12 protein-coding genes and 1 tRNA gene are annotated in these 13,218 nt (G+C 69.9%); 4 read left to right on the plus strand and 9 right to left on the minus strand.

What is annotated here, in order from left to right; genetic code table 11:
- Positions 1-60: 60 nt before the first annotated feature.
- The 5 genes from MMSR116_RS31530 to cobU all read right to left on the minus strand — a co-directional run bounded on the left by MMSR116_RS31530 (position 61) and on the right by cobU (position 4,371).
- Complete coding sequence (locus MMSR116_RS31530; RefSeq protein ID WP_010687019.1) at positions 61-237, minus strand: hypothetical protein; 177 nt, start codon at positions 235-237, stop codon at positions 61-63.
- 101 nt (positions 238-338) lie between these two features.
- Positions 339-1,685, minus strand: coding sequence for an MFS transporter (locus MMSR116_RS30785; RefSeq protein ID WP_010687018.1), 1,347 nt, complete (start codon positions 1,683-1,685; stop codon positions 339-341).
- 78 nt (positions 1,686-1,763) lie between these two features.
- The gene (locus tag MMSR116_RS30790; protein ID WP_010687017.1) at positions 1,764-3,206 is read right to left on the minus strand and encodes a cobyric acid synthase; all 1,443 of its coding nucleotides are present in this window, start codon (positions 3,204-3,206) and stop codon (positions 1,764-1,766) included.
- Positions 3,207-3,229: 23 nt separating this feature from the next.
- Positions 3,230-3,832: a cob(I)yrinic acid a,c-diamide adenosyltransferase gene (gene cobO / locus MMSR116_RS30795; protein WP_010687016.1), complete on the minus strand. Its 603-nt coding sequence runs from the start codon at positions 3,830-3,832 to the stop codon at positions 3,230-3,232.
- Positions 3,829-4,371, minus strand: coding sequence for a bifunctional adenosylcobinamide kinase/adenosylcobinamide-phosphate guanylyltransferase (gene cobU / locus MMSR116_RS30800; protein ID WP_191991858.1), 543 nt, complete (start codon positions 4,369-4,371; stop codon positions 3,829-3,831). The genes cobO and cobU overlap by 4 nt, the downstream gene beginning before the upstream one ends.
- A gap of 106 nt (positions 4,372-4,477) precedes the next feature.
- Here cobU and MMSR116_RS30805 point away from each other — a divergent pair.
- The 3 genes from MMSR116_RS30805 to MMSR116_RS30815 all read left to right on the plus strand — a co-directional run bounded on the left by MMSR116_RS30805 (position 4,478) and on the right by MMSR116_RS30815 (position 6,154).
- A tRNA-Glu gene (locus MMSR116_RS30805) sits at positions 4,478-4,553 on the plus strand.
- 640 nt (positions 4,554-5,193) lie between these two features.
- The gene (locus MMSR116_RS30810) at positions 5,194-5,628 is read left to right on the plus strand and encodes a hypothetical protein (protein ID WP_010687014.1); all 435 of its coding nucleotides are present in this window, start codon (positions 5,194-5,196) and stop codon (positions 5,626-5,628) included.
- Positions 5,629-5,644: 16 nt separating this feature from the next.
- Complete coding sequence (locus tag MMSR116_RS30815; protein WP_010687013.1) at positions 5,645-6,154, plus strand: hypothetical protein; 510 nt, start codon at positions 5,645-5,647, stop codon at positions 6,152-6,154.
- A 731-nt stretch (positions 6,155-6,885) separates the two neighbouring features.
- Here MMSR116_RS30815 and MMSR116_RS30820 read toward each other — a convergent pair.
- Both MMSR116_RS30820 and MMSR116_RS30825 read right to left on the minus strand, forming a co-directional pair.
- The gene (locus MMSR116_RS30820; protein ID WP_039894735.1) at positions 6,886-7,410 is read right to left on the minus strand and encodes a hypothetical protein; all 525 of its coding nucleotides are present in this window, start codon (positions 7,408-7,410) and stop codon (positions 6,886-6,888) included.
- 33 nt (positions 7,411-7,443) lie between these two features.
- Positions 7,444-7,587 carry a hypothetical protein gene (locus MMSR116_RS30825; RefSeq protein WP_158169274.1) on the minus strand — a complete coding sequence of 48 codons (144 nt, stop codon included), beginning with the start codon at positions 7,585-7,587 and terminating at the stop codon, positions 7,444-7,446.
- A gap of 102 nt (positions 7,588-7,689) precedes the next feature.
- On the opposite strand from MMSR116_RS30825, the gene MMSR116_RS30830 reads away from it, so the two are divergent.
- Positions 7,690-9,141 carry an ADP-ribosylglycohydrolase family protein gene (locus tag MMSR116_RS30830; RefSeq protein WP_010687012.1) on the plus strand — a complete coding sequence of 484 codons (1,452 nt, stop codon included), beginning with the start codon at positions 7,690-7,692 and terminating at the stop codon, positions 9,139-9,141.
- A gap of 834 nt (positions 9,142-9,975) precedes the next feature.
- Here the strand turns inward: MMSR116_RS30830 and MMSR116_RS30835 are convergent.
- Positions 9,976-11,754: a chloride channel protein gene (locus tag MMSR116_RS30835; protein ID WP_158169276.1), complete on the minus strand. Its 1,779-nt coding sequence runs from the start codon at positions 11,752-11,754 to the stop codon at positions 9,976-9,978.
- Between the two features lie 113 nt (positions 11,755-11,867).
- On the minus strand, positions 11,868-13,193 hold the full coding sequence (locus MMSR116_RS30840; protein ID WP_010687010.1) for an MFS transporter: 1,326 nt from the start codon (positions 13,191-13,193) through the stop codon (positions 11,868-11,870).
- Positions 13,194-13,218 lie beyond the last annotated feature (25 nt).

Raw genomic sequence — 13,218 nt, forward strand, 5'->3', positions numbered from 1 at the left:
TGACAACCCACCAAAGGGCTGAAGCCGTTTGGAAACCCAAGATCCGGGTCAAGCGGGCGCTCAGTGCTCGGTGCCCTGCATGTTCGGCCGGGGCTCACCGCCGTGGTGGTGGATGACGCTGGAGCGCTCCGGGCTCCCCTTCGCGTCGGCGACCTGCTTCCGGGCCGCGGCGGCCAGGAACCAGATGCCGCCGAGCGTGCCGAAGGCGAGGATCATCAGCGGGAATCCCTGGCTCATCGCGGTACCCTCCTCGACGATGGCCCGCGGGCCTGCGGGTTTGCATCATCGTGCCGGTCCGTCCGGCTTGAGGAAGGATAACGCACGAAGCCGGCCCCCGTTCAGGCCGGTCGCACCACCGCCGGGGCAGCCCGCTTCGCGGCGTCCCGACGCAGGACGGACAGCACCACGAACATCAGGCCGGCGCCCACAGCGAGGCAGGCCGACAGGAACAGCATCGGCACGAGGTCGCTCTTGGTCTGGTCGCGGATGAAGGGCACGGCGTTCTGAGCGACGAAGCCGCCGAGATTGCCCACCGAGTTGATCGCCGCGATCCCGGCGGCCGCCGTGGCGCCGCGCAGGAAGGTCCCCGGCACCGACCAGAAGACCGGCTGCGCCGAGAAGGTCCCGGCCGCCGCCACGCACAGGCAGGCGAACTTCACCGCGTTGCCCGGCAGGATCACGGAGAGCGCCAGGCCGGCCGCGCCGACCAGCGCCGGCCCGACCACGTGCCACGTGAGCGCCGTGCCCTGCGCGCCGGTGCGGGCCGCGTGGCGCGGGACCCACCACAGGGCGAAGGCCGTCGCCATCCAGGGGATGATGTTGAGGAAGCCGTTGGTGAGGTTCGAGACGCCGAATCCCTTCACCACGGTGGGGAGCCAGTAGCCGAGCCCGTAGGCGGCGAGCGGCAGGGAGATGTAGACGCCGGCGAGCATCAGCACCCGCCGGTCGAGGAGCGCGGCGAACGGGTTGCTGTGATCGACATGGCCGCCCTCCTCCCGCTCGGCCCGGAGCGTGCGGGCGAGCCAGTCGCGCTGGGCCTGCGACAGCCAAGGGGCGCTCTCGGGCCCGTCGGGGAGGACCACCAGCACCACCGCGGCCATGAGGATCGCCGGCGCGCCGGTGGCCAGGAACACCCACTGCCAGCCCTGAAGGCCGAGGAGCCCGTCGAGTCCGAGCAGAGCCCCGCCCACAGCGGCGCCGACCGCGTTGGCGATCGCGCTGGCGATCATGAACCAGCCGATCATCCGCGCCCGGTGTGCCTGCGGGAACCAGAGGGTCAGCGCGAACAGCACGCCGGGGAAGAAGCCGGCCTCGGCGGCGCCGAGCAGGAAGCGCAGCACGTAGAACATCGCCGTGCCCTGCGTGAAGCCGAGGAGCACCGTGACGATCCCCCAGGTGATCATGATCCGGGCGAACCAGAGCCGCGCTCCGACCCGCTCGAGGAAGACGTTGGCCGGCACCTCGAACAGGAAGTAGCCGAGGAAGAACAGCGACGCCCCGAGCCCGTAGGCGGTCTCGCTGAGGCCCAGGCTGCCGACCATCTCCAGCTTGGCGTAGGAGACGTTCTGCCGGTCGATATAGGCGATCAGGTAGAGCAGGCCGAGGAGCGGCATCAGCCGCAGCGTCACCGTGCGGACGGTGCTCTCGGCGAGATCCCCCTCGACGGGCGATTGCGTGGGCGGCATGGAGCGTTCCTCCGAGCGCGTGCGGCCCTTCGTGGCGGGACCGGCAGGACAGGGAGGAATTCCTGGCGCGGCGCCGGCCTATCGGGCAAGCGCCAGGAGACGGTCGCAGTCGACATGAGCCGCGATGTGTCGCGCGAGTCCGTCCAGCGCCGCCTCGACCCCGGCCTCGTAGCCCGCGCCGTCCGACGCCGCCCCGAGGCGCGCGAGCCACGCCGCCCGCTGGGCATCCTGCGCGAACAGGCCGTGGACGTAGGTCCCGGCCACGCGCCCGTCCGCCGAGACCGCGCCGTCCAGGCGCCCGTCGGCGAGCCGCAGCAGCGGCCGGGCCGCGTCGGGGCCGTCCGTCGCGCCGATATGCATCTCGTAGCCGGCGAACGGCACGCCGTCCGGCAGGCTCGTGCCGGTGACGGCGGCGAGGCGCTTGTCCGGCGTCATCACGGTGTCGACGGCGAGGAGACCGAGGCCCGGCACCGTCCGGGGCGCCCCCTCGATCCCGTGCGGGTCGGCGAGGCTGTGTCCGAGCATCTGGTAGCCGCCGCAGAGCCCGAGCACGCGCCCGCCCCGGCGGACATGGGCGCGCAGGTCGATGTCCCAGCCCTGTTCGCGGAACGCCTCCAGGTCGTCGATCGTGGTCTTGGAGCCCGGCAGGAGCACCAGGGCGGCCGCGGCGGGGATCGGTGTGCCGGGCCGAACCAGAACGACGGAGATTCCGGGCTCCGCCCGCAGCGGGTCGAGGTCGTCGAAATTGGCGATGCGCGGCAGCACCGGCACCGCCACCGTGACGGCCCCGTTCTCGCGCGGCCCGGAGCCCGCCAGTCCCAGCACGTCCTCGGCCGGCAGGCGCGCGGCGTCGGGGAAGTGCGGCACGAGGCCGAGCGCCGCCCAGCCGGTGTGCTCGGCGATCAGCCGCAGACCGTCGGCGAACAGGCTCGGATCGCCGCGGAACCGGTTGACGATGAAGCCGGCGACCAGCGCGGAATCCTCCGGCGCGATCACCGCCCTGGTGCCGACGAGGCTGGCGATCACCCCGCCCCGGTCGATGTCGCCCACCAGCACCACCGGCGTGTCGGTGGCCCGGGCGAAGCCCATATTGGCGATGTCGCCCGCGCGCAGGTTCACCTCGGAGGCCGAGCCCGCGCCCTCCACGAGCAACAGATCGGCCTCCGCGGCGAGGCGGTCGAAGCTGTCGAGGACGGCGGACAGGAGCCGGGGCTTCCAGGCCTGGTAGTCGCGCGCCTTCACGGTGGCGACCATCCGGCCCTGCACCACCACCTGGGAGCCGACCTCGCTCTGTGGCTTCAGCAGCACGGGGTTCATGTGGACCGAGGGCGCCACCCGGGCGGCCCGGGCCTGGAGTGCCTGCGCCCGGCCGATCTCGCCGCCGTCCGCGGTGACGGCGGCGTTGTTCGACATGTTCTGCGGCTTGAACGGCCGCACCCGCAAGCCCCGCTCCGTGAAGGCGCGCGCCAGCCCCGCCACGAGCAGCGACTTGCCGACATCGGAGCCGGTGCCCTGGATCATCAGGGCCTTCGCCCGCGGCGCGCTCAGAACTCGATTCCTTCCTGCGCCTTCACGCCGGCGGCGAAGTGATGCTTGACGCTGCCCATCTCGGTGACGAGGTCGGCGGCCTCGATCAGGGCCGGCTTGGCGTTGCGGCCGGTGACGACCACGTTCAGGTCCGGCCGCCGCGCGCGGAGCGCGGCCAGGACCGCGTCGAGGTCGATGTAGTCGTAGCGCAGCGCGATGTTCAGCTCGTCGAGGACGAGCAGGCGGATCGTGGAATCGGCCATCAAGCCCTCGGCGACCGCCCAGGCGTGGCGGCAGGCGGCGATGTCCCGGGCCTTGTCCTGCGTCTCCCAGGTGAATCCCTCCCCGAGGGTATGCCACACGACCCGGTCGCCGAAGGCCGCCACGGCGTGGCGCTCGCCCGTGTCCCAGCCGCCCTTGATGAACTGCACCATGCCGACCCGCCAGCCGCGGCCGAGCGCCCGCAGCATCAGCCCCAGAGCCGCCGTGCTCTTTCCCTTGCCGGGGCCGGTATGGACGAGGAGCAGACCCTTCTCGATGGTCTTGCCCGCCACCTCGGCGTCCTGCACGGCCTTGCGCTTCTCCATCTTGGCGCGGTGGCGCGCGGCATCGTCGCTCATGCGGGGGCTCCTGGGGTGAGGGACTGCGGCTTCACGACCAGCGGCAGGCCCGCCACGGTGAGAACGACCCGGTCGGCCCGGGCGGCGAGCCGCTGGTGCAGGCGGCCGGCCTCGTCGCGGAAGCGGCGAGCGAGGGCATTGTCCGGCACGATCCCGAGTCCGACCTCGTTGCCGACCAGGACCAGCGGACCCGGCGCCCGGTCGCAAGCGGCGCTCAGCCGCTCCGCAGCCTCCGCCGGATCAGCCTCCGCCAGGATCAGGTTGGTGAGCCAGAGTGTCAGGCAATCGATCAGGACGGGCCCCTCGGACGCGGCGACCGCCTCCGGCAAGGCCAGCGGCACGTCCCGCGTGCGCCAAAGCCCGGATCGCCGGGCGCGGTGCTGGGCGATGCGGGCCACCATCTCGTCGTCGAAAGCCTGCGCGGTGGCGAGATAGAGCCACGGGCCGGGGCAGGATTCGATCAGCCCCTCGGCGTAGGCGCTCTTGCCGGACCGCGCGCCGCCGAGGACGAGGGTCATGCGGGGAGGAAGCTGTGGCATGTCCCTCCATTGCCTCAACCCGGCCCAGGGTCAAACGTGAGTTCCGCCGCGCATGAGCGGTTGCCGGCTGCCCGCGCTCCGACTATAGAACCCCGGCCCAGCCAGTGCGCCCTTCGTCTAGCGGTCCAGGACGTCGCCCTTTCACGGCGAAAACACGGGTTCGATTCCCGTAGGGCGCGCCAACAAAATCAACCACTTAGCATCGAATTTGTTGGCGCACCGGCTGGACGTACGGAAAATATACGGAAAATCTGCCGGTATCCGTGACTGTTCGCGGAGATCCGTGGCCATCTCAGCCTCGGCATGTCGGCCATTAAGAACCCGCGGTTCTCTAGCCCCGCCATCGCCGATCGATCGGGTCGCGGTCGACCGTCTGCCACGCCTGCTGAACCCAACCTCCCTCTGTGCCGGGCTTCGATGCCGACCGGCGCAACCTGTTGAGGTCCAGCGAGCGCCGCGTCGGTCAAACGTCCCGGCACTAAGCGACGACGTCCTCTGACCCTGCGCAGGCTGGGTACGAGGCCAAGGTGGCATCGGTCGATGTTCAGGTTCTGGCCTTGCCGCCCTGTCGGCGCAGCCGAGGTACCACCCGGCCAACGTTGGGCATTCGCGGCCGCTGCGTCGTGGCCTCTCACCGCGCTCTTTGCAGATCGTGCGTCGGTCCGCCGCGCTGAAATTAGCGTGCAGCTGTAAATTTTCCCGCCCCTCGTGGGAAACCCTTCCATCAGCTCTGCGTGAGCTTCCGAGACCGGGTTCCATGCTCAACGCCATCATCGACGCCACCCCGACGCCAGCTTGGTCCCTTTATGGATTGGGCGCGCTATGACCACAGGCGACACCGCCGGCCCGAGCCCTCATCATCCTGAAATCCCAAACCCTCTACCAAGCGTCGGCATCTTCTGGAGCGTGCCGGAGGGTGACTGCACCGTGCTGGTGGCGGACCGCACGGTCTTGGCGGAAGCGGAACTCTACGGCGACTGCCTCACCCATCCACGGGGCCACCACGAGGTCTGGGAGGCCTGGCGCAGGCTCGGCGCCACCGCGCTGCGCCGCCGCGGCTTGCCGCCGGCGATCGCGGGTCACGAGTATGAAGCGTTCCCACGTGGGCGGGTGGTCTACATGCGTGGGCCAGCGCTGTTCACGCTCTATGCCGACCGGCGCCTGCAGAGGCCGGAGACGATCGCTGAACTCGTGCAGGTATTCGGCCTCGCCGGGGAGCGCCATGCGGTGCGCTCGGACGCGCACTACCGCACCTGATCCGGAGATCCCCAGCATGCGCGGTAGCTCGGCCGACATCGAGGCGCTCCTGGTCGGCGTCAACGACCCGGCCAACCCGACCCCGGGTATGCTGCCGGCGGTCTTCCGCGACATCGTCGGGGCGCTCGAGGCCGAGGGCTATGCCTACGCCGTCGTCGGTCGCATCGCCCTGACCTTTCACGAGCAGGCGCGGTACGTTGGCGCGATCGAGATCGTCGCCGACCTCAGCGCGGGCGGGCGCGCGTGTGCCGCGGACCTCGTGCAGGCGACGCGCGGGCGGTTCGCGGCGTATATGGACCCGATGCTGTGTCCGCGGCCGATCAAACTGACGCTGAGACCCTGCATTTGCGCGACCGAGGCGGGACTTCTGGCGGAGACGATCACCCGCCCCTGGTTCGATGTCCCAACACGACTGGCCAGCGCGGAACACTTGCTCTGGCTCTGGTGCCACTCGGACGGCGCCGATCATCCAGCTGACGCCTCCGCGCTGATCGCGGGGGGCACCGTCGACCTCTACCGCGTGTAGGGCCTTCTGCGCGAGACGGACGACGTCGAAGAGGCCGGCCAAAGGCGGCTGCGGCTGGCGATCGGGGATGCAGTCCTATCGACGACGTCCTCGTTTAACCGGTTCATGGCGGAGCGGCGCGCCCGGCTCGATCCGACCTACGTGCCGATTTGGCGTCGAGTCCGCGATGACTGCGCCGAGGCGGGGCGGGACTGACCGGGTGGAGAGATCCGGCGGACTCGCTGCGGAGGCCGAGCGACCCACCAACTGCGCGCAGCGTGGTCAACTGACTACATTCATCTAAACACACCCAGGGGCCGGAAAGACCCGTAGGCCGCCCGCTAGCTCCGGCGGTTCGGCGGCCCGTGTCCACCCCCGCGGCGGCGGCACACCCACCCAGCGATGCCGAAGTGTTCCCTCGGGCGCCGCCGGTGATCTCCGGCCCATCTCCAGAAGGCGCTGCCCCTATCGAGGCCCCGCGTTTGCCCCGTCGCGGCACTGCCGCGGACCGACTGCGCTCACGCGGCGGCGTCCAGGATCGGCTGTGGGCCTGGCCGTGGATCGAACCGGTTCGGACCGTCGCTTAGCCGATGCTACTGAATGGGGTGACATGCAAAGGAACAGTCGCCGCCTACCGCCGATCCCCGGACCGCTGGACGTCCCTCGCCGCCAAGTGTCTCGGAGGACCGGGCGATCGAGGTCACCGTCGGTGCAATGACAGCTCGACCGTTCGTGACACGCGGCAGCTTAGGCTAACCGATCTCTGATAGCCCCGGGGATGTCCGCGCGGTTTCGGTTGAATCGCGCTCAAATGCCCCTAACGTCACAGCGCGGGCCGCCTTGCGCACGTTGTCGGGCGTCCAGGTCGCACTGCCCCCCAACGTCGGCACCTTCCGCGCGTTCAGCAGCTCCGCCACAGCCTTCCAGCGGCCGCGCCCCTCCGGCGCTTCCGCGAGCGCTGCGGCCAGCGCCGCTGGCACATCCTGCCGCCTGCGAGCCCGCTCCTCGGCATCCCGCACCCGCCACATCGAGAAGTGCTCGGCCGGGTCGAAGCGCTGCCCGTCCAACACGATCTCCTCGGCGTCGAGGCCCACGGTCGGCACCCCCGACCGTCGCAGCGCCGCCAGCGCATCGGCGAGGATCGGGTGGGGGCGCCAGCCGCCGTTTCGGTGAAAGTCGACGTGCGCGAGCGTGGCGCCCGCCTCGCGGCAGAGGTGGCCGGCCCGCGCGACGTCGCCCGCGATGGCCGCCGTGCCCCGGTCCGGGCTGACCTCCATGGCCACCACTTCGTGCGCGAGCCTGCCGTTCTCCTAGTCGACGAAGCGGCGGACCAGCGCGCGCTGGTAGGCCACCGTGCGGCTCGCCTGCGCCGCCCGGGCTACGTCGTCCGGCAAGTCGAGGAAGCCTGCCCACCGCACCGGGAACGTCCAGTAGAAACCGACGAACGAACCCATACCGTTTCCCTGTCCTCCCGACCCGGAAAATTCCGACGCGCGCCGTTCGGCCGTCCGGGCGAGAGTACCGTGAGCTCGTCATCAGCCAAACAGGAGCGCGCCATGACGAGCCACCGTGAAACCGCCGCCATTCGTATCGCCGAACTGCCCGCCGGGACCCTCGGCGGTCTGGTCGGCGTCACCTTCGCCCCCGGCAAGCAGCAGGCGGATGGCCTGACGGGCCGCCACGACCGCGACCTCGCCGCCGACCTCGACGCCGTGGCGGCCTGGGGCGCCGCCGCGGTCGTTACCCTGATGGAGACCGACGAGCTCGACCGCTATCGTATCCGCGAGATCGGCGCCGAAGTCCGCGCCCGATTCATAGAGTGGCACCACCTGCCGATCCGCGACGTCGACGTCCCGGACGCCGCGTTCGAGGCGGCTTGGCCCCAGCACTCGGCCCGTCTGCGTTTGCTGGTGTCCGCCGGCAATCGCGTCCTCATCCACTGCCGGGGCGGCCTGGGCCGGGCCGGTATGGTCGCCGCTCGGCTCCTCGTCGAGTTGGGTGCCGCTCCAGCAGAGGCCGTCGCCGCCGTCCGCCGCGCCCGCGACCCCCGAGCCATCGAGACACGCGCTCAGGAGGATTGGGTCCGGAAGGGCCGCCCGCAGTCAGTCGTCCGTCCCGAGGCAGACGGCGCTCGCGACCGGGCCGTCGGTGCGATGCTCGGTCTCGCCGTCGGCGACGCCGTCGGCACCACCATCGAGTTCTCGGCCAAGCCCCGCAGGGCGGTCCTGTCCGACATGGTCGGCGGCGGCCCGTTTCGCTTGAAGCCGGGACAGTGGACCGACGACACCGCCATGGCCCTCGCCCTGGCCGACAGCCTGCTCGCTCACCCCGACCTCAACTCCGACGACCTCGCTCGTCGGTTCGTGTCTTGGTACCGGGACGGGATCTATTCCTGCACGGGCGCCTGCTTCGACATCGGCACGGCCACCGCGGCGGCCCTGCGCCGGTATGAGCGGACCAGCGACCCGATTGCCGGCTCGACTGATCCGGGCACGGCCGGCAACGGCTCGATCATGCGGCTCGCTCCGGTCGCCGTCCGGCACTGGCGGGACCGGACGGCGATGCTGCGCGTCGCTCGGGACCAGTCCCGCGTCACCCACGCTGCCCTTGAGGCTATCGAGGGCTGCGAGCTCCTCGCCGACCTCCTCGCGGCGGCCATCGGCGGTGCCGCACTGTCGGACCTTGTCGTCTCCGACGCCGCACACCGGATCCGGGGCTTCCGGCCAGGCCAGCTCCGCGACGAGGTGCGCGGTACCGGCTACGTGGTCGCTTCGCTGCACGCCGCGCTCTGGGCGGTCTCGCGCACCTCGACCTTCCGCGACGCTGTGCTGCTGGCCGCCAATCTCGGCCAGGACGCGGACACGACCGCGGCAGTCGCCGGACAGATCGCCGGTGCCCTGTACGGCGCCGCGGATATCCCCGCCGACTGGCTCGACCGGCTTGCCTGGCGCGGACGGATCGAACGGATGGCCGGCGACCTGTTCGACGCCGCGCGCGTTGCTGCCTGACACTGACCCGAGAACCGGACGGCGCTTTGACGCACGGCGGGGCGTGTCGAGCGCGTATCCCACCGGCTACATCGCATCCAACCCCTCTCAACCTGCGCCTGACCCAGGCGCACCCATCCACCGCACCAGCGGCGCCCCTGGCGTCTACCCCTACGCCAGCCACCGCCGTACGATAGCCGGTGCGCTCACGACTGCCCCAACTGCCGTTCAACCCTCGGGCTGTCTCGGGCGGTCCCAGCCGCACCTCTTCCGTCGCCACAAGGCATTCGGACACCAGGGACGCCGCTAGCTCTCCTTGCCGCCGACCGGCACCAGCGACCTTCATGGCACTTGCGGCATCCCCGCCGCCCACTCGTCCTCGACCCCTCAGGCTTCGGTGCTCCGCCCCATCAGCCTATCATTTGAATTCGCTCATTGCCGCCAGTAAAAATTCGCTTTCGTGGTAAGCTTTAGGCCCCTCCTATTCATCCGCGCGTCCGCGCCTGCGGCACCACCGCACCCACGACCAATCATCCAGCAGTTCTGCCCGCTTAGCGTATCATCTAAGTATTTGAAAATATAAAAAGCTTTCAAGTATAATCCTGCCAACAAAGGGGCTAATTCGGAATTGGCGAGCTGTAGCTCGCCCTTTGAAACCAGAGCCGCGTTACCAAAGCGCCTCAACCCGCAGCGGCATCCACACCGCTCGTGCACTCTGGCCGCTTTACGCATCCAGATCTCGCAACCAATGATCGCGTCTGGCCGATCGCGGCTCGGCTACTTCGAGGCTCGATTGGCACGCAAGCAGACCCCTGGTGCAACTCGGCGACCGGCTCATCGTGACCCGCGCCGCCGCTATCGGACGCCGATATCCGACCACCGCTGCGCATCCGCCAGCGATGACGCTGCCGCGAAGGCGTCGCGTGCTCTGACGCAGCCGACGAGGCGGCTGGAGGCGGCAGTCTCGACCACGGCGATCGTGGCGCGGTCGTCTGCTCGGAAAAGATCGATCGCATCCGCCACCGTGGCGGCATCCGTGATCGTACCAGCTGTGCCGTATACGAGATCGGCCGCGATGATCGGGAGGACTGGCCCTGCCACCGCGAGCTCAACCAGCACCGGGTCGATCAGGCCGATGAACGCGCCATCGGCTGCAAAAACGGCGGTGCCCCGTCCACCCGCCGATGAGACCGCCCGCAGCACGACTTCGAGCCCGGTATGTGCCTCGAGGGTGCACTTCGGCGGCCGCGCCAAGGTCTTGATTGAAATCGCCGCCAGCCGCGACACGTCCTGGCCACCGTCCAGGGCTAGACCCCTCTGCTGGAAGCGCCACGTGGCGAACGAGTATCCGAAGAGGCGTCCCGTGAGGAACGAGGCGACCGCCGCCCCGATCGCCACCACGACGGCCAGCTCGATCGATCCGCTCGTCTCCAGCACGAGGAAGATCATCGCCAACGGGCAGCCGATGATGCTGGCGCCGAGCGCCGCCATGCCGATCGCAGCGCATAGTGCGGGTGGGATTGGCGGCAGACCCAGCAGAGGCATCGCAGCGGCGAAGGATTGACCCGCCAGGGCTCCGATCAAGAGCGACGCGCTGAACAGGCCGCCGCGATAGCCGGCACCGAGGCTGATCGCCGAAGCCACGATCTTGGCCGCGAGGAGACCGAGGGCGGACAGGCCGACGATCCGCCCGTCGACCGTTTCACCGATGCCCGCATGGCCACTGCCCAGGACGCCTGGACAGGCCAGAGCGAGGAGACCGAGGGCGATCGCTCCCGCCAGGAACCGCGGCACGGTCCAAGGCAGAAGTCGGCGCAGCCCTCGTTCCGTGCTCGAGGCCATCACCATCGTCGCGATGCCCAGAAGCGCGCAGATCGCACCGATGAGGGCGGCGAACAGGATATCGAGGCCCACCGTCGGCCCGAGGTGCAGGGGCGCGAAAGCGGCCGCGCCGCCACCCAGATGGCGTGCCAGGACGGCCCCCGCCGCGGCGGCGAGGCCGACAGGAGCCAGCATGCTGGGCCTGTATTCGCCGAGGACCAATTCGAACGCGTAGAGCGCGCCTGCCACCGGCGCGTCGTACGCTGCCCCGATCGAGGCAGCCGCACCGGCACCGACGAGTAGCCGGATCTCGGAACGGGCCAGGCGCCGTCTCTGCCCCAGCACGCTCGCCAGGACGGCGCCGACCTGTGTCACCGCCGCCTCGATCCCGACGGAGGCGCCACTCCCGACGGACGTCAGGATCGGGCCCACCACCGATACGCCGTCGCGACCGGTCAGGATCCCGCCGCGCAGCGCATTGGCCTCGACGGCGTCAATCGGGGCTGGGCGCCCGCGCCGACGATCGAGCGCCTCGGCGGCTGCCGTCACCCCGGCGATGATCAGGCCGGCGGCGGCGAGTGCGAGCGTCACTCTGAATGCGTCGGTCGTCGAGAGATCCGGGATGGCGTGCTCGGCCACGAAGCCGAGGCTCGCGGCCTGGAGCCAGACAACGAGCGCCTTGATCAAGACGACCAGGAGCCCCGCGACGAGGCCGACGGCGAGTGCGCAGGCAAGCACCCGATAGGAGCCGCTCGGCCGTCGGGCGAGGACCGGCCTGGAGGCAAGCGGCCGGGCCGGGGCAGTCGACCTCAATTCGGGTCGTTCGCGGGACGACTTCCGCTCGGCCGCGCCGTCCGTGGCCGCTGCGGCAGACGATGTCGTCGCAGATACGCTCGACGCGACGCGATCCATCCGCTGCCTCGGCCTCAGGTCGAGACCGGGTCGGCCACGATCGGACCAGCCACGCGACGGGACGGCAGGGTGAGAAGCGCCGTGGCGACACCGGCCAGCACGATCGCGGCGACGGCAGCGAGGCCGACATAGAGACTGCCGGTCTGGACCCGAAGGTAGCCGATGATGGTCGGACTGACGCCGCTGCCCATCGCGCCGACCATGCTGGCCAGCGCGATACCGCCCGCCGCGCCCCGGCCCTTCAGGTACGAGGTCGGGATCGTCCAGTAGATCGAGAACACGGAGAAGTTGCCGATCGCCGCGAGCGTCAGGATGACGACCGTGGCCGCGGTATCGCCAGCCGCCAGCGGCAGGCAGAGGAACGCACCCGCGCCGAGCACGCCGCAGGCGGCGAAGTGCCAGCGTCGCTCCAGCGTCCGGTCGGAGTTGCGCCCGATCAGGATCATGGCGACGGCTGAGACGGCCGAGAGGCCGCCGGTCAGCCACCCGATCGTCCCGAGGTTCGTCAGACCGGTGCCTTTCAACAGGGTCGGCGTCCAGAAGCTGACGGCGTTGGTGCCGCAATTCACCGCGAAGTTCATGAACGCCATCGCGTAGAGCAGCGGGTCGCGCAAGGCCTCGGCGAAGGAGTGCTTCTCGCCGGGGCCGCCCCTCGCGCGATCCTCGCGCAGATCGCTTTCGAGCTGCGCCTTGTCGGTCTGGGCGAGCCACCGCGCGTCGGAGGGCTTATCATCGAGATACCAGTAGGCGACGAAGCCGAGGATCACCGCCGGGACGCCCTCCAGCAGGAACAGCCACTGCCAGCCACGCAGTCCCCAGACGTCGTTCAGGCCCTGCATGATCGTGCCGGAGATCGGGCCGCCGATGATGCCCGACAGCGGCACGCCCATCAGGAACAGACTGACGACGCGACCGCGGTAGCGGTTGGGGAACCAGTAGGTCAGATACAGCATGATGCCGGGGATGAAGCCGGCCTCCGCGGCGCCGAACAGGATTCGGACGAGGTAGAGGTGGCCGGCACTCTGAATGAACATCTGCGCGGCGGTGAGCAGTCCCCAAGCGATCATGATCCGCAGGAGTGTCTTGCGAACCCCGATCCGGGCGAGCATCAGGTTGCTGGGTATGTCGAATAGGCTGTAGGTGACGAAGAAGAGGCCCGTGGCCAGACCGTACTGTGCCTCGTTGAGGCCGAGGTCGTCCATGAACTGCAGCTTGGCGAAGCCGATGTTCACGCGGTCGATGTAGCAGATCAGATACAGGAGCAGCAGGAACGGGATCAGGCGCAGGATGATCCTGCGATAGACGGCCGCCTCGGGCGCGTCGTCGGCCACGAGTTTCATATCTCATCCTCCCGTCGGACGTGTT

The organism is Methylobacterium mesophilicum SR1.6/6, from assembly GCF_000364445.2.
GTDB classification, from domain to species: domain Bacteria; phylum Pseudomonadota; class Alphaproteobacteria; order Rhizobiales; family Beijerinckiaceae; genus Methylobacterium; species Methylobacterium mesophilicum_A.

Bases quoted from the DNA above. Each gene is read 5' to 3' on its own strand.
- MMSR116_RS31530 (WP_010687019.1), bottom strand. From the start codon at position 237: ATGAGCCAGGGATTCCCGCTGATGATCCTCGCCTTCGGCACGCTCGGC.
- MMSR116_RS30785 (WP_010687018.1), bottom strand. From the start codon at position 1,685: ATGCCGCCCACGCAATCGCCCGTCGAGGGGGATCTCGCCGAGAGCACC.
- MMSR116_RS30790 (WP_010687017.1), bottom strand. From the start codon at position 3,206: ATGATCCAGGGCACCGGCTCCGATGTCGGCAAGTCGCTGCTCGTGGCG.
- cobO (WP_010687016.1), bottom strand. From the start codon at position 3,832: ATGAGCGACGATGCCGCGCGCCACCGCGCCAAGATGGAGAAGCGCAAG.
- cobU (WP_191991858.1), bottom strand. From the start codon at position 4,371: ATGCCACAGCTTCCTCCCCGCATGACCCTCGTCCTCGGCGGCGCGCGG.
- MMSR116_RS30810 (WP_010687014.1), top strand. From the start codon at position 5,194: ATGACCACAGGCGACACCGCCGGCCCGAGCCCTCATCATCCTGAAATC.
- MMSR116_RS30815 (WP_010687013.1), top strand. From the start codon at position 5,645: ATGCGCGGTAGCTCGGCCGACATCGAGGCGCTCCTGGTCGGCGTCAAC.
- MMSR116_RS30820 (WP_039894735.1), bottom strand. From the start codon at position 7,410: ATGGAGGTCAGCCCGGACCGGGGCACGGCGGCCATCGCGGGCGACGTC.
- MMSR116_RS30825 (WP_158169274.1), bottom strand. From the start codon at position 7,587: ATGGGTTCGTTCGTCGGTTTCTACTGGACGTTCCCGGTGCGGTGGGCA.
- MMSR116_RS30830 (WP_010687012.1), top strand. From the start codon at position 7,690: ATGACGAGCCACCGTGAAACCGCCGCCATTCGTATCGCCGAACTGCCC.
- MMSR116_RS30840 (WP_010687010.1), bottom strand. From the start codon at position 13,193: ATGAAACTCGTGGCCGACGACGCGCCCGAGGCGGCCGTCTATCGCAGG.